This is a genomic window from uncultured Aliiroseovarius sp., from assembly GCF_947497285.1.
In the GTDB taxonomy this organism is placed as follows: domain Bacteria; phylum Pseudomonadota; class Alphaproteobacteria; order Rhodobacterales; family Rhodobacteraceae; genus Aliiroseovarius.
Genome location: NZ_CANMFT010000005.1, coordinates 190,273 through 211,950 on the forward strand (window position 1 = coordinate 190,273; position 21,678 = coordinate 211,950).

The 21,678-nt window shown below is 60.0% G+C and carries 21 protein-coding genes; 13 read left to right on the plus strand and 8 right to left on the minus strand.

Going from position 1 to position 21,678, the window contains the following annotated elements; genetic code table 11:
• The first annotated feature begins 140 nt into the window (after nt 1–140).
• The 3 genes from hisS to hisG are packed head-to-tail and all read left to right on the plus strand — an operon-like array spanning nt 141 to nt 3,419.
• The gene (hisS, locus tag Q0864_RS11085) at nt 141–1,628 is read left to right on the plus strand and encodes a histidine--tRNA ligase (protein ID WP_298569278.1); all 1,488 of its coding nucleotides are present in this window, start codon (nt 141–143) and stop codon (nt 1,626–1,628) included.
• Nucleotides 1,621–2,724, plus strand: coding sequence for an ATP phosphoribosyltransferase regulatory subunit (locus Q0864_RS11090; protein ID WP_298569281.1), 1,104 nt, complete (start codon nt 1,621–1,623; stop codon nt 2,722–2,724). Before hisS ends, Q0864_RS11090 begins: the two co-directional genes overlap by 8 nt.
• Complete coding sequence (hisG, locus tag Q0864_RS11095) at nt 2,721–3,419, plus strand: ATP phosphoribosyltransferase (protein ID WP_298569283.1); 699 nt, start codon at nt 2,721–2,723, stop codon at nt 3,417–3,419. Before Q0864_RS11090 ends, hisG begins: the two co-directional genes overlap by 4 nt.
• A 92-nt stretch (nt 3,420–3,511) precedes the next feature.
• Here the strand turns inward: hisG and Q0864_RS11100 are convergent, their stop codons facing one another.
• Together Q0864_RS11100 and trpS are read right to left on the minus strand one after the other, a co-directional pair.
• Nucleotides 3,512–4,153: a CDGSH iron-sulfur domain-containing protein gene (locus tag Q0864_RS11100; RefSeq protein ID WP_298569286.1), complete on the minus strand. Its 642-nt coding sequence runs from the start codon at nt 4,151–4,153 to the stop codon at nt 3,512–3,514.
• Between the two features lie 126 nt (nt 4,154–4,279).
• Entirely contained in the window at nt 4,280–5,305 is a 1,026-nt protein-coding gene (trpS, locus tag Q0864_RS11105; RefSeq protein WP_298569289.1) for a tryptophan--tRNA ligase, read from the minus strand.
• Between the two features lie 99 nt (nt 5,306–5,404).
• On the opposite strand from trpS, the gene Q0864_RS11110 reads away from it, so the two are divergent.
• The gene (locus Q0864_RS11110; RefSeq protein WP_298569293.1) at nt 5,405–6,091 is read left to right on the plus strand and encodes a rhomboid family intramembrane serine protease; all 687 of its coding nucleotides are present in this window, start codon (nt 5,405–5,407) and stop codon (nt 6,089–6,091) included.
• 2 nt (nt 6,092–6,093) lie between these two features.
• Here Q0864_RS11110 and murJ read toward each other — a convergent pair whose 3' ends face one another.
• Genes murJ through Q0864_RS11125 form a run of 3 tightly spaced genes read right to left on the minus strand, consistent with a single transcriptional unit; the run spans nt 6,094 to nt 11,577 of the window.
• A complete protein-coding gene (murJ, locus tag Q0864_RS11115; protein ID WP_298569295.1) occupies nt 6,094–7,635 on the minus strand; it encodes a murein biosynthesis integral membrane protein MurJ in 1,542 nt (513 codons plus the stop codon).
• The gene (locus tag Q0864_RS11120; protein ID WP_298569300.1) at nt 7,635–10,505 is read right to left on the minus strand and encodes a [protein-PII] uridylyltransferase; all 2,871 of its coding nucleotides are present in this window, start codon (nt 10,503–10,505) and stop codon (nt 7,635–7,637) included. The genes murJ and Q0864_RS11120 overlap by 1 nt, the downstream gene beginning before the upstream one ends.
• Nucleotides 10,405–11,577 carry a penicillin-binding protein activator gene (locus tag Q0864_RS11125; RefSeq protein WP_298569303.1) on the minus strand — a complete coding sequence of 391 codons (1,173 nt, stop codon included), beginning with the start codon at nt 11,575–11,577 and terminating at the stop codon, nt 10,405–10,407. The genes Q0864_RS11120 and Q0864_RS11125 overlap by 101 nt, the downstream gene beginning before the upstream one ends.
• A gap of 81 nt (nt 11,578–11,658) precedes the next feature.
• On the opposite strand from Q0864_RS11125, the gene rsmI reads away from it, so the two are divergent.
• The 4 genes from rsmI to Q0864_RS11145 are packed head-to-tail and all read left to right on the plus strand — an operon-like array spanning nt 11,659 to nt 14,808.
• Entirely contained in the window at nt 11,659–12,516 is an 858-nt protein-coding gene (rsmI, locus tag Q0864_RS11130; protein WP_298569306.1) for a 16S rRNA (cytidine(1402)-2'-O)-methyltransferase, read from the plus strand.
• Complete coding sequence (locus tag Q0864_RS11135) at nt 12,513–12,866, plus strand: YraN family protein (RefSeq protein WP_298569310.1); 354 nt, start codon at nt 12,513–12,515, stop codon at nt 12,864–12,866. Before rsmI ends, Q0864_RS11135 begins: the two co-directional genes overlap by 4 nt.
• A gap of 59 nt (nt 12,867–12,925) precedes the next feature.
• Complete coding sequence (gene gshB, locus Q0864_RS11140) at nt 12,926–13,867, plus strand: glutathione synthase (protein WP_298569313.1); 942 nt, start codon at nt 12,926–12,928, stop codon at nt 13,865–13,867.
• Complete coding sequence (locus Q0864_RS11145; protein ID WP_298569316.1) at nt 13,864–14,808, plus strand: alpha/beta hydrolase; 945 nt, start codon at nt 13,864–13,866, stop codon at nt 14,806–14,808. Before gshB ends, Q0864_RS11145 begins: the two co-directional genes overlap by 4 nt.
• Here Q0864_RS11145 and Q0864_RS11150 read toward each other — a convergent pair.
• From Q0864_RS11150 to cobU, 3 genes are all read right to left on the minus strand, one after another.
• The gene (locus Q0864_RS11150; protein WP_298569319.1) at nt 14,768–16,288 is read right to left on the minus strand and encodes a YifB family Mg chelatase-like AAA ATPase; all 1,521 of its coding nucleotides are present in this window, start codon (nt 16,286–16,288) and stop codon (nt 14,768–14,770) included. The genes Q0864_RS11145 and Q0864_RS11150 overlap by 41 nt on opposite strands.
• A gap of 124 nt (nt 16,289–16,412) precedes the next feature.
• Nucleotides 16,413–16,997, minus strand: a complete 585-nt coding sequence (locus tag Q0864_RS11155) for a histidine phosphatase family protein (RefSeq protein ID WP_298569322.1) — start codon at nt 16,995–16,997, stop codon at nt 16,413–16,415.
• The gene (cobU, locus tag Q0864_RS11160; RefSeq protein ID WP_298569325.1) at nt 16,994–17,536 is read right to left on the minus strand and encodes a bifunctional adenosylcobinamide kinase/adenosylcobinamide-phosphate guanylyltransferase; all 543 of its coding nucleotides are present in this window, start codon (nt 17,534–17,536) and stop codon (nt 16,994–16,996) included. The genes Q0864_RS11155 and cobU overlap by 4 nt, the downstream gene beginning before the upstream one ends.
• An 82-nt stretch (nt 17,537–17,618) precedes the next feature.
• Here cobU and Q0864_RS11165 point away from each other — a divergent pair, with 82 nt between their 5' ends.
• From Q0864_RS11165 to Q0864_RS11185, 5 genes are all read left to right on the plus strand, one after another.
• Nucleotides 17,619–18,407 (plus strand): ChaN family lipoprotein, encoded by a 789-nt coding sequence (locus tag Q0864_RS11165; protein ID WP_298569329.1) that lies wholly within the window; start codon nt 17,619–17,621, stop codon nt 18,405–18,407.
• Between the two features lie 75 nt (nt 18,408–18,482).
• Complete coding sequence (gene coaBC, locus Q0864_RS11170) at nt 18,483–19,688, plus strand: bifunctional phosphopantothenoylcysteine decarboxylase/phosphopantothenate--cysteine ligase CoaBC (protein WP_298569332.1); 1,206 nt, start codon at nt 18,483–18,485, stop codon at nt 19,686–19,688.
• The gene (dut, locus tag Q0864_RS11175; RefSeq protein WP_298569510.1) at nt 19,685–20,152 is read left to right on the plus strand and encodes a dUTP diphosphatase; all 468 of its coding nucleotides are present in this window, start codon (nt 19,685–19,687) and stop codon (nt 20,150–20,152) included. Before coaBC ends, dut begins: the two co-directional genes overlap by 4 nt.
• Before the next feature lie 12 nt (nt 20,153–20,164).
• On the plus strand, nt 20,165–21,196 hold the full coding sequence (locus Q0864_RS11180) for a HesA/MoeB/ThiF family protein (RefSeq protein WP_298569335.1): 1,032 nt from the start codon (nt 20,165–20,167) through the stop codon (nt 21,194–21,196).
• On the plus strand, nt 21,189–21,671 hold the full coding sequence (locus tag Q0864_RS11185; RefSeq protein ID WP_298569338.1) for a GNAT family N-acetyltransferase: 483 nt from the start codon (nt 21,189–21,191) through the stop codon (nt 21,669–21,671). Before Q0864_RS11180 ends, Q0864_RS11185 begins: the two co-directional genes overlap by 8 nt.
• The last annotated feature ends 7 nt before the right edge of the window (nt 21,672–21,678 follow it).

Here is a 21,678-nt window from a genome sequence, read left to right on the forward strand (position 1 = left end):
CTTGGTGTGCGGTCAGGCGCGGCGTTGGCGATTAGGTGCTGCATTGGTCAGGCGTCGGGCCCTTTCTGGGCAGGCTTTCCTTGCCCCTTGCGCCCCCATCCGCTAGACCGCCCGCGACACCTATCTGAACGGGACCGACAATGGCCAAGCAGAAGAAACAGCCCCGCCCCAAGGCGATCACGCCCAAGGGCTTTCGCGACTATTTTGGCGCCGAGCTGGATGAGCGCAAACAGATGCTCGATCAGATTGCGGCGGTGTATCATCGCTATGGCTTCGATGCTTTGGAAAGCTCAGCGATCGAAACGGTTGAGGCGCTGGGTAAATTCCTGCCCGACGTGGATCGTCCGAACGAAGGCGTCTTCGCGTGGCAAGAATATGACGAGAAGGGTGAAGGCGACTGGATGGCGTTGCGCTATGACCTGACCGCGCCGCTGGCCCGCGTTTATGCGCAGCACCGCAACGATCTGCCCACACCTTACCGCCGCTATGCGATGGGGCCGGTTTGGCGCAATGAAAAGCCGGGACCGGGTCGTTTTCGCCAGTTCTATCAATGTGATGCGGATACCGTGGGCACGGCCAGCATGGCCGCGGACGCCGAGATTTGTGCGCTGTTGGCGGATACGCTGGAAACTGTGGGCATTCCACGTGGCGACTATGTCGTGCGTGTGAACAACCGCAAGGTTCTGAACGGCGTGCTGGAGGTGATGGGCGTCGACGAAGGCCCCACCCGCGACGCTGTTCTGCGCACCATCGACAAGTTCGACAAGGTGGGCGAAGCAGGGGTGCGCGAGCTGTTGGGCAAGGGGCGGCTGGATGCGTCGGGCGCGTATATCGATGGGGTTGGGCTGACGGATGCACAGGCGGAACCTGTGCTGGCCTTCCTGACATCGAAAGCGAAAACCGCTCAGCAGACGCTGGCCAACTTGCGAGCTGCCGTCGGTGAAAGTGCCATCGGTGCGGAAGGCGTGTCCGAGTTGGAAGAAATCGCGGACCTACTGGCCGCGCAGGGATACGGCCCCGACCGCATCGTCATCGACCCTTCGGTCGTGCGTGGTCTTGGCTACTATACCGGCCCCGTCTACGAGGCCGAGCTGACGTTCGAAATTCTCGACGAAAAAGGTCGCCCGCGGCAGTTTGGCTCTGTTGCGGGGGGGGGTCGCTATGACGATCTGGTCAAGCGCTTCACCGGGCAAGCGGTCCCGGCGACGGGCGTCTCGATCGGGGTAGACCGGTTGTTGGCCGCCCTGCGCGCCAAGGGGCGGATCGGTGGCAAGGCTGTTGGCCCTGTCGTTGTGACCGTCATGGATAAGGCGCGGCTTGCGGATTATCAGGCGATGGTGGGCGAATTGCGGCAGGCCGGTATCCGGGCCGAGGTCTATCTGGGCAATCCGAAGAATTTCGGCAATCAGTTGAAATATGCTGACAAGCGGAACTCTCCCGTTGCTGTAATTGCGGGGTCTGACGAATTCGACGCCGGAAAAGTGCAAATCAAGGATTTGGTGCTGGGGGCAAAAATCGCCGAAAGTGCCACACTTGAAGAATGGAAGGAACGCCCCAGCCAGTTTGAATGCGATCGCGCCGATATGGTCGCCAAAGTGCGAGAGATCATCGAGGCATCCGATGACTGACAAAGCACGGGTTCGCACCGAAGCTGCGCGGTTGTTGGGGTTCTTCGAAGCACACGGCGCAAGTGTTGTCGAAGCAGATATCCTGCAACCTGCGGAAACACTTCTGGACCTTTACGGCGAAGATATCCGCGCGCGCGCTTTCGTAACCCAGGACCCGGTTCATGGCGAGGCCATGCTTCGCCCGGACTTCACCGTGCCCGTGGTGCAGATGCACATGGCCGACGGGGCCGAGCCTGCGCGCTATGCCTATATGGGCGAGGTGTTCCGCAAGCAGGAAGAAGCCACGCACCGGGCGTCCGAGCATTTTCAGGTCGGCTATGAGGTCTTTGACCGCACCGCACCCCTTGAGGCCGATGCCGAAGTCTTCGCACTGATAAAAGAGGTTCTGGAGCCGCTGAACCTGCGGGCAGCCACGGGCGATATGGGTTTGCTTCTGGCGGCTGTGCGGGGCCTCAAGACGACCGAGCGCCGTAAGGCTGCGTTGCTGCGACACATCTGGCGTCCACGCAGGTTTCGCGCGTTGCTTGACCGGTTTGCCGGGCGTGCTGCATTGCCAAAGGGGCGCGACGCGCTGTTGGCGCAGGACGATCCGCTGGACACCAGCGCGCCTCATATCGGGCTTAGATCTACGTCAGAAATTGCTGATCGCGTTGAGGCGCTGCGTGAGGATGCGGCCGCCGCCCCGATCTCTGCGCAAGAGGTCGAGTTGCTGGACGACCTTCTGGCCCTGCGCGAAACGACCGGACACGTGCTGGAGCATCTGCGCGATATCGCCGTTGATATGCCCGCAATTGCGTCGGCTGTGGACAGGTTGGAAACCCGCGCCGAAGCCTTGGCGAAACGTGGGGTCGATATTGCGACACTGGATTTCGAAGGCAGTTACGGCCGCACCTCGATGGAGTATTACGACGGTTTCGTATTTGGCTTTTATGCCGAGAGCCGGCCAGACTTGCCGCCGGTCGCCACCGGCGGGCGCTATGATGCGCTGACACGCGTGCTTGGCAACAAAAACGGTGAACGGCGCGATATTCCTGCTGTGGGTGGGGTGATCCGACCCGAACTGATCCTGACCCTCACCGAAGAGGTGACGCCATGACCTTGAAACTGGGTGTGCCCTCGAAGGGGCGCTTGATGGAAAAGACGTTCGACTGGTTTGGCGCTGCAGGGATCGAGCTTGCGCGCACCGGATCGGATCGCGAATACGCCGCCGCGGTGAACGGTCTGGACGGGATCGAGTTGGTGCTTTTGTCTGCGGGAGAGATCCCGCGCGAACTGGCGGCTGGGCGCATCCACCTGGGGGTGACGGGGTCCGATCTGGTGCGCGAAAAATTGGGCGCTTGGCAGGAAAAAGTGACCGAGCTGGCGCCAATGGGCTTTGGGCATGCCGATCTGGTGATCGCCGTGCCAAGGTGCTGGGTTGATGTGAACACCTTGGACGATCTCGATGCCGTGGCCGCAGCATTTCGCGCAAATCACGGATATCGCTTGCGGATTGCAACAAAGTATCACCGCTTGATCCGCGACCACCTGCGCATCCACGGGGTCGCCGATTATCAGCTTGTGGACAGCCAAGGTGCAACAGAAGGCACCGTAAAGAATGAAACCGCCGAGGCGATAGCGGATATCACCTCGACCGGGGAAACGCTGCGCGCCAACCACCTGAAAATCCTGTCAGGCAACCCGGTTCACAAAAGCCAGGCAACCCTGTTCAAGTCGCGCAAGGCTGACTGGACCGGTGGCGACCGTGCGACGCTGAAGAAGCTGTGCACCAAGCTGGGCATTGACGGCTGACTGGCAGCGCAGTCCCGATCCTATCAGAATTGGCACGCCCGTCCGCCTGTGGGCATGACGGCCCGGCACCTTCTTTCGGAGGGAAAAGCGGCCTAGTTGGGTTTGACGCTATCCTGAAACCCGATTTCCTTGTGGCTCCCGTCACAAAACGGCTTGTTTTTCGAGGCGCCGCAGCGGCACAGAAATGCCTTCGAGGTCTTGGCGATCCGTTTTCCCGTGCCAGTGCAGATCTCCAGATTGCCTTCCACTTTCAAGGGGCCATCCGGCACACGAGATACCAGCGCGCCGCCACCCTGATCGTCGTTGGTCGGTGGCGATTTTGGCGTGGGCTCGCCGGTGGTTTTGAAGCCGGCCTCGACGTGGCTGCCATCGCAGTAAGGTTTGTTCTTCGACGCCCCACAGCGGCACATCGCGACACGTGTTTCAGGGTCGGCCCCTTCGACTGAAATCTCGCCCGCCACAATAAGCGGCCCGTTTTCCCAGATCGCCAAGCGATTGATTTTCGGCGGTTTCTCGGCGCTTCCGTCTGCCCGTTTGAAGGCCAATGCCCCCGAGGGGCAGGCGCGGATAGTGGCTGCGATGTCATCGGCGGCCGCATTGTCAGCTTGGACCCAAGGCCGCTTGGATGGATCGAAAACCTCTGGCAATTGTAAGAAGCAATTGCGGGAATGGATGCATCGCCCCAGATCAAAGGTGACGGTGATATCCTTGCTGGAATAGTCCTTGCGTTTCATTTTGGCCTCCCTGATCTGGCAAGCATAGTCCAGCTTCGGTCAGGCACAAAATCACGAAATGGGCAGGCGTCAGCGATGGTGCGCCGGTCGCTTGTCACGATGACCCTATGTCGCCCCGTTTTGCCTCTAGCGTTTGCGGGATCGCAAGAACCCCGTGATGTCATAGGCTTGGTCAAGGATCGGTTGCGCAATGGCTTCCGCCTTTTCGGCCCCTTCCGCCAGCACACGGTCGATTTCCACCTTGTCGCCCATCAGGCGCGCCATTTCCTGCGAAATGGGTCCAAGCTTTTCGACAGCCAGATCCGCCAAAGCGGGTTTGAATTTGCCCCATCCAGCCCCGGCAAACTCCGCGATCACGGCCTCGGGTGACGTCTCGGACAGGCCCGCATAGATATCCACTAGGTTGCGCGCTTCTGGCCGCCCCTTCAGGCCCTCAAGCGTGTCGGGCAAGGGTTCCGGGTCGGTGCGCGCCTTCTTGAATTTTTTGGCGATCGTGTCGGCGTCATCGGTCATGTTGATGCGCTCCATGTCGCTGTCGCCCGACTTGGACATCTTCTTCGACCCGTCGCGCAGGTTCATCACACGGGTGGCCGGACCTTCGATGATGGGGTCTGGCAGGGGGAAGAACCCTTCGGCACCGAAGTCGTGGTTGAACTTGGCGGCGATGTCGCGCGTCAGCTCGACATGCTGCTTCTGGTCCTCGCCCACAGGAACGTGGGTCGCGTGATAGAGCAGAATGTCGGCGGCCATCAGAGCAGGATAGGCATAAAGGCCCAGCGACACCTTTTCGGCGTTCTTGCCCGCTTTGTCCTTGAACTGCGTCATGCGGTTCATCCAGCCAACACGCGCCACGCAGTTGAACAGCCATGCCAGCTCTGCATGGGCGGGCACCTGACTTTGATTGAACAGCACCGACTGGGCTGGATCAATCCCGGCCGCCAGATAGCCAGCCGTCACTTCGCGGGTTGCGTCCTTCAGCTCTTTCGGGTCTTGCCAGACGGTGATGGCGTGAAGGTCTACAACGCAATAGATCGCCTCGTAGTCCTGTCCTTGCATGTCCACAAATCGTTTGATGGCACCAAGGTAGTTGCCCAATTGCAGCCCGCCCGAAGGCTTGACGCCTGAGAAGACGCGTGGCGTGTGATTGGTCATGTTTTCACTCCGTCTGGATTTCTTACCTCACGTCGCTTACCCATGTGGACATAGCCCGTCAAGAAAGGGCCGGAAAGAAGAGGCCAAGGAGCGCCCAGAATGAGCAGTTATCGTGAAGAAAACCCCGTTAACCCCTTGCCGCCCGTGGTTGTTGCGCTTGCCGTCTTCCTGATTGGCATCGAGTTGGTGTTTGCGGCAGGCACCATGGGCCTTGCCGGTGGACCTGAAGCCGCTGGCTGGCGAATATCGGCCATTGAAAACTGGGGGTTTCGCGAGCCGCTCTTCTCGTGGATGGTTGAAAACGGCCGGTATCCCTTGTCGGATCTGGCGCGATTTGTGACCTATCCGTTCCTGCATCTGAGCTTCACGCATCTGCTGTTCGTGCTCGTTTTCCTGTTGGCGCTGGGCAAGATGGTGGGCGAGGTCTTTTCACCTTTCGCCTTTCTGGTTGTGTTCTTTGGCGCATCCATCGTCGGGGCCTTGGCCTATTGGGTCGTCTGGGACACGCCAGTGGTGTTGTTCGGGGGGTATCCAGCCGTCTACGGCCTGATTGGCGCCTACACATTTCTTTTGTGGGCCGAACTGGCGATGACGGGGGGCAACCAGCTGTCTGCCTTCCGGATCATCGCCTTCTTGATGGCATTGCAGTTGATCTTTGGCCTGTTGTTCGGTGCGGGGCTGACATGGGTGTCTGAATTGGCGGGCTTTGTGTCTGGCTTCGGGCTGTCCTTTGTGGTCAGCCCGGGCGGGTGGTCAAGGGTTCTGGTGCGTTTGCGCAGGCGCTAAGGCTATTGGCCACGGCGCAGGGATGCTTTGATCTCAGACAGGCGAAAGGCCCCAAGAAGCTGGCCAAGAAGGCCGTATGCCGCAATCCCACCACCGACGAGTATGGTCAAGGCGATGATCTTCAGGCCGGGCATGCCGAACATGGGGCCCATGGCGATGACCATAAGGATCAACAGAGCGCCCATTGCCCAACTGGCCGCCGCGATGCGCCAGAAGCGTTTCCAGAACCGGGCGTCAAAGCGGGTGTCTTCGCCCATCCGGGCCGCTCCGATCCAGATCAGGCCGGTGATCGTCCAGCCGGCCACCGTTGTCCCGATGGCAGCGGCAATGAAGCCCATCCAATAGCTAAGCCCAATGGCCAACACCGCGTTCACGACCATTCCGATCAGCGCAAAGTGGAAAGGGGTTTTGGTGTTTTCGCGCGCGAAATAGACTGACGCCAACACCTTTTGCAGGACAAAGGCAGGCAGGCCTGCGCCATAGACTGCCGTGGCCAGCGCGGTGCGCGCAGTGTCATCGGCGGTGAAGGCCCCACGGTGAAACAGAACCTCGATCAGTTGCGTTGGAACGACAATCAGGGCCACCGCAGCCGGCACCGTCAGCGCCAGCGAAAGCTCCCCCGCGCGGCTTAAGGCGTCTCTTCCGGCCTTATGGTCGCCTGACCGCAGGTTTCGGGAAAGCTCGGGCAGAAGCACGACCCCAATGGCAATGCCCACAACGCCCAAAGGCAGTTGATAAAGCCGGTCGGCATAGTAAAGCCAAGCCACGGCGCCGTCGAAGAAGCTGGCGACTTGCCGCCCGACCAACAGGTTCACCTGTGTGACGCCTCCGGCCAGAGCGGCGGGCGCAGCAATGATGGCCAATCGCTTCAGCTCTGGCGTCATGTGCGGCATCCGTGGGATGAGGCGAAAGCCCGCGCGGGCTGCGGCAAACCAGACCAGCGCGACCTGTGCGATCCCGGCAATCGGCACAGTCCACGCCAAGGCGTTGCCGATGTCGTGGCCAGAAAAGTCCGCGACAAACATTGCGGTGATGAAAATCACGTTCAACAAAACAGGGGCGGCGGCGGCGGCCATGAACCTGCCCGTGGCGTTCAATACGCCCGATAAGAGGGCGGCCAGCGAAATGAACAGGATATAGGGAAACGCAATACGCCCATAGGTGACTGCCAGATCGAACCGGCTGTCATCAGTGAAGCCCGATGCCATGGCATAGACCAGTGCGGGCATGAAGATCTGCGCCACGACCGAAAAGATGACCAACACAAAGGCCAGCCCGGAAAAGGCGTCTCGGGCAAATTCCAATGCGCCGTCGCCGGCTTCGTGCTTCTTGGCGAACATCGGCACGAAGGCGACGTTCAAGGTGCCTTCGGCAAAGAATCGACGAAACATATTGGGCAGGGAAAAGGCAATCAGGAAGGCTTCGGCCACGGCAGACGAGCCGAGAAATGCACCGATCATGATGTCGCGCACAAAGCCCAGAATGCGGCTGGCCATTGTCCACCCGCCGACGGTCATGAAACCCCGTGCCAATCCCGATGCCATTATGCCGTCGCCCTTATGACGCCTTTTTCAATGGCCGTTCGCAACTTGCCTTCCAGTTGCTGCTGTTTGTGTTCCGAATGGAATTTCAAACCGAACATATCCTTGACATAGAAGGCATCGACCACCTGTTCGCCATAAGTCGCAATCACCGCCGAGGCAATATAAACATTGGCATCTGCCAGCGTCCGCGTCAGGTCGAACAAAAGCCCGGGCCGGTCACGGGTATCGACTTCGATGATCGTGTAAATCTCGGACCCGTCATTGTCGAAGGTGATGGTTGTGGGCACTCTAAAGGCGCGTTCGCGTTTCTTCAGCTTGTCGCGGTTGGCCATGGCGTCTTGGGTGATGATCTCGCCTTTCAGGGACTTGTGGATCATCTGGGTCAAGCGCGGCAGTTTGTTTGCGTCAAACGGCTTGCCTTCGGCATCCTGCATCCAGAAACAGGCGGTGGCATAACCATCTTTCGAGGTATAGGTGCGCGCATCGACGATATTTGCCCCGACCAATGACAGAGCGCCTGCCAGTCGCGAAAAGATGCCCGGATGGTCGGCCAGCACGATATAGGCGCGGGTCACGTCGCGTTCTTCGTCGGGCTCAAGCTCGATACGAACCTCGTCTTCCCCGATGTTATAAAGCAGTTCGGCAAAGGCGAGATGCGCGGTGATATGCAGCCCCTGCCAGTAGCTGTCATAGTGGCGTGAGGTCTCTTTCTTGAGCTCTTTTGGCGACCAATGCGCCAGTGCGTCACGCAAGGTGCGCTTGGCCTCGGCGCCGCGGTTTTCGCGGTTCAGGGCTTCCATGCCGTCTTCCAGCGCGCGCCGCGTCTGGCGATAAAGAGTGCGGATCAACGTGGCCTTCCAGTTGTTCCACGTGTTTGGACCGACACCGCGTATGTCGCACACGGTCAGAACGGTCAGCAGGTCCAGCCGCTGCACGGTTTTCACCGCCTTCGCAAAATCGCGCACGGTTCGGGGGTCGGCGATATCGCGTTTCTGGGCCATGTCCGACATCAGAAGATGATAGCGCACCAGCCATTCGACCGTTTCGCATTCGCGCAGGTTCAGGCCCAGACGGGGCGCCACTTTGCGCGCGATTTGAGCGCCCAGAACCGAATGGTCCTGTGGCCGCCCCTTGCCGATGTCATGCAACAGCATTGCCACCATCAAGGTCTTTCTATTAACGCCGCGTCCAAGGATTTCCGCACTGATCGGCAGTTCGTCGTCAAGTTCGCCGCGTTCGAGCTGTGCAAAGTTCGAAATCACCTGAATGGTGTGTTCGTCCACCGTATACGAGTGATACATGTTGAACTGCATCATCGCCACGATGGGTTCAAACTCAGGAATGAACGCGGCCAGAACGCCCAGTTCGTTCATCCGGCGAAGTGCGCGTTCGGGGTTGCCGTGCTTGAGCAGCAAATCAAGAAAAATCCGCGTGGCTTCCTTGTCGTTGCGCATTTGCTCGTCGATCAGGCCAAGGTTGCGCGACACCAGCCGCATGGCGTCGGGGTGGATCAACAATCCGGTGCGCAAGCCCTCTTCAAACAGTCGAAGAATGTTCAGTTTATCTTCCAGAAACCCCGGCTCGTCCGTGACGGCAAGACGCCCGTGCCTTTCGATGAACCCATGGCGCAGCTTCTTGCGACGCTTCAATAGGCGCATCAGGCGCGGCAATTGCTTGAGGTGTGCCGCTTCAAGTTCGGTCAGCACGATCCGGGTCAAGTCGCCCACCTGCGTGGCGTGGCGGAAATAGGCCTGCATGAAATGTTCGACCCCACGCCGCCCCTCGGTGTCCTTGAACCCCAACCGTTCGCCAACTTCGACTTGCAAGTCGAAGGTCAGCTGGTCTGACGGGCGATTGGTTGCCAGATGCATTTGGCATCGCACCGCCCACAGGAATTCCTCGGCAGCGCGGAAGCTGGCAAATTCGTCTTCTGAAAAGACACCCTTGGACACAAGATCTGCTGGTTCCGTGACGTGGTGTTGATACTTTGCAACCCAGAACAGAGTTTGCAGATCGCGCAGCCCGCCTTTGCCTTCTTTCACGTTCGGCTCGACGATATAGCGCTGACCGCCTTGCTTCTCGTGACGGGCATCGCGCTCGGCCAGCTTGGCTTCGATGAATTCGGCCAGAGTGCCTTCGAACAAGTCCGACCAAAGCCGGTTTTCCAGCTCTGCGGCAAGTGGGGCGTCGCCGCAGACAAAGCGTTGTTCCAGCAAGGCGGTGCGGATGGTGAAATCCTCGCGCCCAAGGCGCAAACAGTCTTCGATTGTGCGCGAGGCATGACCGACCTTCAGGCGCAAATCCCACAGCATGTAGAGCATGCTTTCGATGACGCTTTCCGCCCAGGCCGTGATTTTGTAGGGCGTCAGGATCAGAAGGTCGACGTCAGATTGCGGCGCCATTTCGCCCCGCCCATAGCCGCCGACAGCCAATACGGCGATCCGTTCAGCGGTGGTTGGGTTCGCGAGCGGATGCAGGCGCTGGGTCGCAACCCGGTGGACGAGCGTGACAAGCACATCCGTCAAATAGGCATAGGCCGCCGTGGCTGGATACGCATTAAGGGGGCGTTCGCACAGCGCGTCGGCAATAGCCTCGCGGCCCGCTGCCATGGCAGTTCGCAGGCTGCTGACGGTCAGGTTGCGGATCTCGGCCGCGTCCTTTGTGTCTTCGAATTCAAGGCAAAGTGAAGCCCAGAGCGCGTCACCATCAATGATGTCGCGCGCTGGGCAGATCAGGTCGGAGTCCGGGGGCGTCGTCCCCCGGCGGAGTTCAGAACCCGGCACCGCCGAAGCTTCTGGGTGCAGGGTCGATAATGATGACCTGGTTGTTCTGGATCTGAGCGACGGCCAAGCCGCGCTCGTTGGTGCCATTGCCGCGCAAGCGGAAGATGCCATTCACGCCGACAAAGCCTTGCCCTTGTGTCAGGGCGGTCGAGGTCAGCGCGTCCGCCTTGCCGGATTTGACCAAGGCGCCGATGGCAGCAATGCCGTCATAGGCAAGTCCAGCGATCGGATGGGGCGCTGCGCCATAACGCGCTTGGTAGCGGCTGTTAAAGCGGTTGGCCAAGGCGGGATCAGGCAAAGCGAACCAACCACCTTGCAGGCCCGGCAGGGCCAATGCGTTCGATGGAATGTCCCAGCGTTGCAGGCCGATGAATTGCTTGGTTGCCGGACTTACGCCGTTTTCCGGCAGCAGCCCCGCCAGAAACGGAAGTGCGCCCGAGGTGCCCGAGGTGAGGAACACCGATTGCGCGCCCGAGTTTTTGATTTGTGCGCTTATGCCCGGCATCGCGTTCACGATCCCGCTTTGCGACAGCTCGAAAGAGGCCGTCCCCGCCAGCGTCGCGCTGGAATTGGCGATGGCGCTTTGAATGGCGCTGCGCCCGGTGATCTCGGCTTGATCATTTCCGTGCAGGATCATGATGCGACCCTTGCCTTGACGGGCGGCGTATCGGACCAACCGATCAGCGACGTTCCCAAAGGTGTTGCCCAGGATGAAGACGTTGCCACCAGCGATATCGGGGTTGTTCGAAAAGCTCAGCACATTCACATTGCGTCGCGCGACCGCCAGTCCGGCTGCGTTGGCGCTCTGCGCGAAAACCGGCCCAAGAATGATCTTGGCCCCGTCGTTCACCGCTTTCGTCGCCATCGCGGCGGCCTGATTCGGGTTGCCACCAGTGTTGTAGACGCGCAGGTCTACCTTGACCCCGGACAGCTCTGCCATGGCCATGCGCGCCGCGTTTTCAAGCGAGGTTGCAAGGCTCGCATCGTTGGCGGATGTCGACCCGCCAGGAACCAGCAGGGCCACCGGAACAGGCTTGTTGGTATTGATACTTGGGCCAGTTTGCGGTCCTGCGACCGTACAGGCGACCAGCCCTGAAAGTGATACAAAGGCAAGCAGGGCACCCAGCGCCTTGCGAGTGCGAGCGAAAACAGCGAACATAAACAAATCCTTTCCCGGGCGAGGCGTCAAAATACCCCGGCAGACGAGCTTATAATAGACTCCCCAACTGACAGGTCCAGTGTGAAACCCCAGAACATCCAGCTTGATCCGGGCCTCTATCTTGTGGCGACGCCCATCGGAAATTCGCGTGATATCACCCTTCGGGCGCTGGATATTCTGGCGTCGGCGGATGTGATCGCTGCGGAAGACACTCGAACAACCCGGCGGCTGATGGATATCCACGGGATCTCGCTTGGGGGCCGTCGCATTTTGCCCTACCACGACCATTCCGGCGGGGCTGGACGTGCCGGGATCGAAAAACTGATCGCGGAGGGCAAATCCGTGGCCTATGCCAGCGAGGCGGGAAGCCCCCTGATCGCTGATCCGGGCTTTGCCCTGGCGCGAGAGGTGGCACGCGACGGCCATCTTGTGACTGCGGTGCCGGGTGCTTCGGCGACCTTGGCGGCGCTAAGTTTGTCGGGTCTGCCAACCGACAGATTTCTTTTCGCAGGCTTTCCGCCAGCCGCAAAAGGCCCCCGCGCGAGCTGGCTGGCAGAGCTGCTGCCGATCCCCGCAACGCTTGTTTTCTTTGAAAGCCCAAAGCGCGTTCAGAAATTGTTAGCTGAATTGTGTTCCTGTGATGCCGGTCAAAGGCAGGCCGCAATCTGTCGAGAGTTGACCAAGAAGTTTGAAGAAATCAAGCGCGGAACCGTTGCTGAGTTGGCGCAGGACCTGGCTGAAAACCCGATCAGGGGAGAGGTTGTTTTCGTTCTAGACCGTGGCAGCGACGTGCAGGATGAAGGCGCAATGGAAGAGATGTTGACCAAAGCGATGTCGGACATGTCGATGAAAGACGCGGTGAATGCTGTTTCACAGGCGTTGGGTTTGCCAAGGCGCAAGGTCTATCAGTCGGCGCTTGAATTAGGAAAAAAGAAATGAGCGGGCTCGTTTCTTATCTGTCGGGTCTGTCGGCCGAACAATCCGTCACGATGCACTATGAAGCGCGCGGCTGTCGCACAGAATGCCAGAGATGGCGCGGGCGGCATGGCGAAATCGACCTGATCACACGCGATGGCGCTGATCTGGTCTTTGTCGAAGTGAAGAAGTCGAAGGACTTCCTGCGCGCGGCTGAACGCGTCACGCGGGCACAAGTCCAACGCATTCAGGCGACGATCTTCGAGTTTCTCGAAGCCCAACCAAACGGCCAGCTGACGCCTTTCCGCTTTGACGTCGCTCTGGTCAACGCCAAAGGCGAAATGCAGATTATCGAAAACGCATTGGCGTATTGAAGCCCATTGCACCGCAGCGCGCTCTGTCCCATGTAGGGAGAAACCAGAAGGAGTGCGCCATGTCGCTGAAAATAGCAATTCAGATGGACCCGATCGACCGCATCAATATTGAAGCGGACAGCAGTTTTCGGATTGCCGAAGAAGCACAGGCGCGCGGTCACGAGCTGTTCTACTACACGCCGGACCATCTTAGCTTTCGTGAGGGTCACGTCTTTGCGCGCGGGTGGCCGTTGACAGTGCGTCGGGTTCAGGGCGACCATTTTTCGTTGGGTGACCGGGCTGATGTTGACTTGGGAGAGTTTGACGTGGTCTGGCTGCGTCAGGATCCTCCTTTTGATATGAGCTATATCACGACCACGCATCTTCTGGATATGATCCACCCGGGTACACTTGTCGTAAACGATCCTTTCTGGGTGCGAAACTATCCCGAAAAGCTACTTGTCTTGAAGTTTCCCGATCTAACCCCACCCACCATGATCGCCCGAGATTTCGACACGCTGAAGTCGTTCAAGGACGCGCATGGCGATATCATTCTGAAGCCGCTTTACGGCAATGGCGGGGCTGGAGTCTTTCGGCTTGATCAGAATGACCGCAACCTTGCCTCGCTGCACGAGCTTTTTGTGGGGATCAATCGTGAACCGCTGATTGCACAGAAATTCCTTCCTGATGTCTCGAACGGGGACAAGCGGATCATCTTGGTGGATGGCGAACCTGTGGGCGCGATCAATCGTGTCCCTGCGGCGGGGGAAACCCGGTCTAACATGCATGTGGGCGGGCGCCCCGAGAAGGTCGGACTAACTGATCGGGACCGCGAGATATGCGCGGCCATCGGGCCGCTTTTGCGCGAAAAGGGGCAAGTTTTTGTTGGTATTGATGTGATCGGCGACTATCTGACCGAAATCAACGTGACATCACCGACCGGCATTCAAGAGCTGGAACGCTTTGACGGCGTCAATATTGCCGAAAAAATCTGGCAGGCCATCGAGGCACGGCTTTCATGAGCTTGCGGCTGACGCTGACCAAGCTGTTCATGCGGCTGTTCGTGAAGACGCGGCTCAGACGCTTAACAGACCCAGCGCCAGCGAGACATGAGTTGGAGCGCGCCGCGAACCGGCTGTTTCGCGCGCCACCCTTCGCGTGGTATCGCGAAGCGACACTTGCCGGCGGGCACGGTGCACAAAGGGCGTTGTGGATAGAAACCCGACCCGCAACGCGGCCAGCCCTTGCAAACAAGATCATCTTGTATTTTCACGGCGGTGGGTTCATCGCAGGCTCACCAGAAACACACCGCAAGTTGCTGGCACGCCTGGCTTGGATGACCGGGCTCAGAATTTGTGCGCCTGATTACCGCAAAGCGCCTGAGGATCCTTTTCCAGCGGCTGTCGAGGATTGCGTTGCGGCTTACAAGCACTTGATCCAGAAGGGATATCGTCCTGAAAACATTATACTGGGTGGCGATAGCGCAGGTGGTGGTCTGGTCTTCTCACTGCTTGCTGAAATTGATGGTGTTTTGCCCTTTCCGCGCGCGGTATTTGCCTTTTCACCGATTGTCGATCTTCGGTTCACGTCGCCGTCGTTCGATGAGAATGCGAAGAATGACCCGCTGCTGCCTTCGGACCGACGCGATCTGGTGACAGATCACTACTTGGCGGGTGCGTCTGCGCAGAATGTGCGGGCCTCGCCCGTGTTGCACCGATATAAATCGACCCCGCCACCAGCCTTTTTCCAGTTCTCAACAACCGAGATCTTGCGCGATGAAAGCCTGCGCATGGCTGAGGTGCTTCGTGCCGCAGGCGGACAGGTCACGCTGGACGAATGGCCCGATGCGCCGCATGTGTGGGTCATTCTGGATGGGCTGTTGCCGGAAGCCCGTCAGGCTTTGCGGCAGGCAGCAGAATTCATTACACGACAGTTTCACGATGAGACACGAGCCGAAAGCTAAGCGCTTCGGCGATGTGTTTGCGGGACACATGCGGTTCTTCGGCCAGGTCGGCAATTGTGCGCGCTACCCTCAGCACGCGATGATATCCGCGTGCGGACAAGCCAAACCGTTCTGAAGCCTTCACCAGCATCTCGCGCCCGTCGGCATCGGGACTTGCGTGCTGCTCTAATATGGCGCCCTCGATATCCGCATTGGTGGTGACATCGTCCAGGTCGGCATAGCGATCCGCTTGCACCGCACGCGCCGTGGTGACACGGCGCATGACAGCTTCAGAGGGTTCTCCGTTTGCGGGAAGGTCAAGATCTTGAAATGTGACCGGAGGCACCTCGATCCGCAGGTCAAACCGATCAAGCAAGGGACCTGAAATGCGGCCCATATAATCCTCGGCGCACAAAGGAGCGCGGTTGCAGGCGCGGTTCGCGTCCGTCAGATAGCCGCATTTGCAGGGGTTGGCTGCCGCGATCAGCAGAAAGCGGCTGGGGTATCTTATATGGGCGTTGACGCGCGCGACGGTGACATCGCCGGTTTCCAGGGGTTGGCGAAGGGTTTCAAGAACCTGACGGCTGAATTCCGGGAACTCGTCCATGAACAGAATACCATTATGCGCCAAACTAATTTCGCCGGGCTTTGCACCGCGACCGCCCCCGACCATCGCGGCCATGGAGGCCGTGTGGTGAGGCGCGCGATAGGGTCGGGTCTGAGAAATACCACCACCTTCGAGCAGCCCAGAGACCGACTGGATCATCGAGGTTTCAAGCGCCTCGGCTGGCGTCATGGGAGGCAAGATGCCCGGAAGGCGGGCGGCCAGCATGGATTTCCCTGAGCCCGGCGGGCCCACCATCAACAGGTGATGGCGCCCTGCCGCCGCGATCTCCAGCGCGCGTTTGGCGCGTTCCTGCCCTTTCACATCCCGCAAATCCTTGCAGGCTGCCGTCTGTGTGACATTGCCGGATTCAGCGACTGGCAAAGGGGCTTGGCCTGAGAAATGTTGAAGCACCGCCGCCAGCGATGACGCGCCGTGGACCTTGGTGGCACCGATCCAAGCCGCTTCGGCCCCGCATTCCTTTGGGCAGAAAAGGGACATCTCGTGTTCGGCCGCGGCAAGTGCGGCAGGCAGGGCGCCTGCGACTGGCAAAAGCGAGCCGTCGAGCGCAAGTTCACCCAAGGCCACGACATCTGCGATGTCTTCTTTGTTCAAAAGGTCCGCAGCCGCCAAAAGCGCCATTGCGATCGGCAAGTCAAAATGGGATCCGACCTTTGGCAGGTCTGCGGGCGACAGGTTGATGACAATCTTGCGCGCGGGCAGGGCGACGGACATCGCTGACAGCGCAGCGCGCACCCGTTCGCGGGCCTCTGATACCGCTTTGTCAGGCAACCCGACGATCGAGAAACCGGGCAATCCGGGCGACAGCGCGCATTGCACTTCGACAAGGCGGGCGCGAATACCTTCAAACGCGACGGTGTTGATGCGCGCGATCATTGCGCCCCCTGCTGATGACCCCGAAAAGACATCGCTGAGACTAGTTGGGTGTGGTTACTGAATGGTTAACAGCCTTGTGCAGAACCTGCGCGACCACTTCAAGGTTTGCGGCGGGGGGCTCTGGTCATGGAAGGTGGTTGATTGATCCGATGCTCCAGCCCGCGCCATCCCAGTCGAGGCGTGTTACCGAAAGGTTATCAATCTTGTGTCCCAGCGCTTCATAGGCAGACATGCGGCCAGCGCGCGCAATTTGGGTCAGGATGACGCCATAATGGGCGACGGCGATGACATGGGAATGACCCGAAGCGTTGATCTGGTCCACCGCTTTGCTGACCCTGTCGGACAGCTGGTTCCAACTTTCACCACTGGGCGCCGCGTGGTCGCCTGGTGTTTCCCAAAAAGCGCGGGACAGGTCCGGGTCGCGCTGTGCGACGTCATCCCAATGCAGACCGTCCCATTCGCCAAAGTCGAATTCGCGCAAGTCCGCGCGATCGGAAAGGCGCCTGCGCGTCTGCGTGATAGCATCTGCGGTTGCCGTGGCGCGTATCAGGTCCGAGGATACAAGCGCCGCATTGTCTGGCAAATGCCCAGACAGGCGCGCAAGTGTTGCCTTGTCAGACAGATCCGCGGGCAAGTCCCGCCAGCCAACCATTGACTTGGCATGCGTTGGCCCGTGGCGCACCCACCACCAACTGATTGCACCCGTCATGGCGCGTTGTCCGGCAATGCACCCTTCAGCACTAAGGGCAATCCCGCCATCACGGTCAGCACCAGATCGGCGCGCGCTGCGATACGCTGGTTCAGTTCGCCCTGTGCTTGTCGAAACTGCCGCGCCAGTGAGTTTTCGGGCACGATCCCGGCCCCGACCTCGTTTGATACGACCACGACCGGTGCTGGACATGCGGACAGCGCTGCAAGTAAGTCACTTTCCTCCAGCGCGATGTCGGCTTGCGCAAGCAACTGGTTGGACAACCACATGGTGGCGCAGTCGAACAACACGACCCCGCTCGGCTGCACATCGGCAAGTGCGGCGGTTACATTGCGTGGGGCTTCGATTGTGCGCCAGATCTTGCCGCGCCGCGCTTTGTGACGGGCGATTTTCGCCGTCATTTCGTCGTCATGGGCTTGTGCGGTGGCGACGTAGACCAACGGGCGTTGCGTGGCTGCGACCAGCCGTTCGGCATAGTCCGATTTGCCCGAGGCCGCGCCGCCCAGGACGAGTGTAAGAGGTGGAAGCGAAAGCATCATGGCGTGTGCCTAGCACTGCGACACAGGGTCCGCCAAGACGAAAGCGCTTGTCGAAGGGGATGGTCATCCCTAGCTTTTGCGCATGAAAGCCCTTTTGCTGGTCGCCTTATTTCTTATCCCGGTTCCGTTGGCGGCAATGGACACCGTGCCCGGTGCACAGGATATGGCGCTGATCTCGGAGGCGGATGTGGTCATTGTGGGGGAAACACATGACAATCCCGCCCACCATGCCGTGCAGGCGCAGATTGTTGCGGCCCTTGCCGCGCCCGCGCTGGTGGTCGAGATGCTGACACAGGACGAAGCCACAGACCTAGCGGCCGACCCGCAAAGCTATGCGGCGGCGTGGGAAGATGCCGGGTGGCCGGATTATGAGATGTATCGCCCGATTTTCACAGCCAGTGATGCGCGCATATTTGGTGCAGCCGTGCCGCGCGAAGTGGCGCGCGCGACTTATACCGACGGGGTTGCCGCGCATTTTGATGGTGACTTGGCCGCGTTTGGGTTGGATCACCCGCTGCCAGATGATGAACAGGCCCTGCGGCTGGATCTTCAATTCGCCGCCCATTGCGAAACGATGCCGCGCGATATGATGGGCGGCATGATCGAAGTGCAGCGGCTGCGGGACGCAACCCTGGCCAAGGTGACGCTGGGTGCGATCGACGCGACGGGCGGACCCGTCGTGATCATCACCGGCAATGGTCATGCGCGGTCAGATTGGGGGGTTCCCGCCTATCTGCGTCGCCTGCGGCCGGACCTGAAAGTGGTGACCATCGGGCAAGCTGAAGACGGGCAGGCGCCCGAAGGTGGATTTGACCTGCTTTATGACGCGCCCTCGGTGGAGCGGCCTGATCCGTGCGCGTCGTTAAAATAGGGCCGGGCTCAACTGCCCATTGAACCCGCTGCCACGGTCCCGTAACTGTTTGAAGAACCTTAGATGGGGGCGCTTATGCTGGCTGGCAAACATATTCTTCTGATCATCGGTGGCGGTATTGCCGCGTTCAAATCGCTTGATCTGATCCGTAAGTTGCGCGAACGCGGGGCCGAGGTGACGCCGGTCATCACACGTGCCGGGCAGGAATTCGTAACACCGTTGTCCGCGTCGGGACTGGCGGCGCGCAAGGTCTATACAGAGCTGTTCGACCTGACGGACGAGGCCGAGATGGGACATATCGAGCTGTCGCGCGCTGCTGATTTGGTTGTTGTGGCGCCTGCTACGGCTGATCTGCTGGGCAAGATGGCGGCGGGGCTGGCCAATGATCTTGCCTCGACCCTTTTGATGGCCACAGACAAGCATGTTTTGGTCGCGCCCGCCATGAACGTTCGGATGTGGGCGCACCCGGCCTGTCAGCGAAATGTCGCGACACTGAAGGATGACGGTGTGTTGTTTGTTGGCCCAACCGAAGGCGCGATGGCCTGTGGAGAATTCGGGCCGGGTCGCATGTCAGAGCCGCTGGAGATCGTCGCGGCGGTCGAGGCAGCACTTATGGATGGGCCGCTGAAGGGCAAACATGTGCTTGTGACCTCGGGGCCGACACATGAACCAATTGACCCGGTGCGCTATATCGCGAACCGGTCATCGGGGGCGCAGGGCACGGCGCTGGCGCGTGCGGTCTCCGCGTTGGGCGCCAAGGTGACATTTGTCACTGGCCCCGCCGACGTGCCGCCGCCAGAAGGCGTGCATGTCGTGAAGGTTCAAAGCGCGCAGGAAATGCTAGAGGCCGTCCAATCGGCCCTTCCCGCCGATGCGGCCATCTTTGCCGCAGCCGTGGCAGATTGGCGTGTGGCCTCCGCCTCTGACAGCAAGATCAAGAAGGACCAGACAGGCAGTCTGCCGGTTCTGGAATTTGCAGAAAACCCCGACATACTCGCGACCGTGAGCCAGATGAAGACTGGTCGCCCCGGCCTTGTCGTGGGCTTTGCCGCCGAAACGGATGACGTGATCGCACACGCAACCGCCAAGCGCAGCCGCAAAGGCTGCGACTGGATCGTGGCCAATGATGTCAGCCCTGAAACCGGGATCATGGGCGGGGCTGAAAACGCCGTGACGCTGATTTCGGATGACGGCGCAGAGGCGTGGCCGCGTATGAGCAAGGACGATGTGGCCCGACAGCTGGCCGCAAGAATTGCAGATGTGATCGAAGGGTGTAGCTGATGCCAGTGATCAAGGTCACCCGTGAGAAAGGCGCCGATGTTGCGCTGCCACTGCCCGACTATGAAACGCAGGGGTCGGCAGGCGCTGATCTGCGCGCCAACTTGCCGGCTGCAGATCGCGATACGGGCTGGACGCTTGCGCCAATGGGGCGTGTCGTGGTGCCGACCGGTTTGCGTGTCGAAATTCCGCAAGGGGTCGAAATGCAAATCCGTCCCCGTTCGGGTCTTGCTGCGAAACACGGTGTGACACTGGCCAATGCGCCCGGCACGATCGACAGCGATTATCGCGGGCCGCTTGGCGTGATCTTGATCAATCTGGGGGCAGAGCCGTTTGTGATCGGACACGGCGACCGCATCGCGCAAGCTGTGATCGCGCCCGTGTTGCAAGCGGAATATCAGCTGGTCGACGCCTTGTCGGACACCCTGCGCGGGGCGGGCGGGTTCGGGTCGACCGGGCGCGGCTGATCGGAGACAGCGATGATTTGGGTCCTCATTTGGGCAAGCGTAATTTGGGTGGGCGGCAGTTTCGCCGGGCTGAGCGTTGGACGCCGCTGGCAACTGACGGCGCTGTTGGGCGCGGTTGTGGTGCTGAGCCATCTGGTGTTGCCCGAGGGATCCGGGATTCGTCAGGCCTTGGGGGGAAACGCCACCTCTTGGGCGGTGGCATTTGGAGTTCTGGGTTTGGCCGCGCTTTACGGACGCGGGGTGGCGTGGCTGAAAGCCCGTGCGCCCAAACGGGCGACTTCTGATATGGATAGCGGCCCCTTTACCGACACTGAACTGAACCGTTATGCCCGCCATATCGTGCTGCGTGAAATCGGCGGGCCGGGGCAGGTGGCACTGAAAAATGCCCGTGTCTTGGTTGTCGGCGCGGGTGGGCTCGGATCGCCGGTGCTTCTGTATCTGGCGGCTGCAGGTGTCGGGACGATTGGCGTGATCGACGATGATGTGGTCGACAACTCGAACCTGCAACGTCAGGTTATTCACCGCGACGCAGACATTGGCACACCCAAGGTGTTCTCTGCCGAAAGGGCGATGCGCGCCCAAAACCCTGCCATCGCCGTGCGCCCATATAATCGTCGCCTGACCGACGACATCGCCGAAGACTTGATGGCGGACTATGATCTGGTTCTGGAAGGCACGGACAATTTCGAAACGCGCTATCTGGTCAACCGGGTTGCCACGAAACTGGGGATCCCGATGATCGGCGGCGCGCTCAGCCAATGGGAGGGGCAGATTGCCACCTTCGACCCCGCCAGTGGCGCGCCCTGCTATCAGTGTATCTTTCCCAAAGCACCTGCGCCGGGATTGGCGCCGTCCTGCTCTGAGGCCGGTGTGGTTGGTCCTTTGCCGGGGATCATCGGTGCGATGATGGCAACCGAGGCGATCAAGGAAATCACCGGCGCGGGCGAAGGGTTGCGGGGGCGGATGTTGATCTATGACGCAATGTATGCGGAAACCCGCGTGATCCGCACGGCAAAACGACAAGGTTGCGACTGCTGTGACTGACCTGGAGCTTTGCCCGCTAAGCCCCGCTGATGTGCCAGCACTTTTTGCGTTCGAGGTGCAGAACCGCGACTGGTTCGAAGCCCATGTCGGGCCGCGCCCCGAAACCTATTGGGATCTGACCAGCCTGACCGCGATCGTGAGCGATCAGGTTGCGGCGGGCGAATTGATGTTCCTGCTCAAGCGTGGCGGCAAGATCTTGGGACGGGTCAATCTGACGGCTGTGCAGGGCAGTGTGGCGCAACTGGGCTACCGCATTGGACAGACGCATGGTGGACAGGGTTTTGCAACGCAAGCGGTCGGTTTGGCGATCAAAGCAGCGCGGGATCGCAGCTTGTGGGCGCTTGAAGCGCGTGTTGCGCTGAATAACCCGGCCTCAAGGCGGGTGCTTGAAAAGTCGGGCTTCAAGCTGACCGGTGACACAATGATCGGCGACCTTGAATGCCAGACATTTCGACGTGACCTTGATCTGGACTGAACCGAGC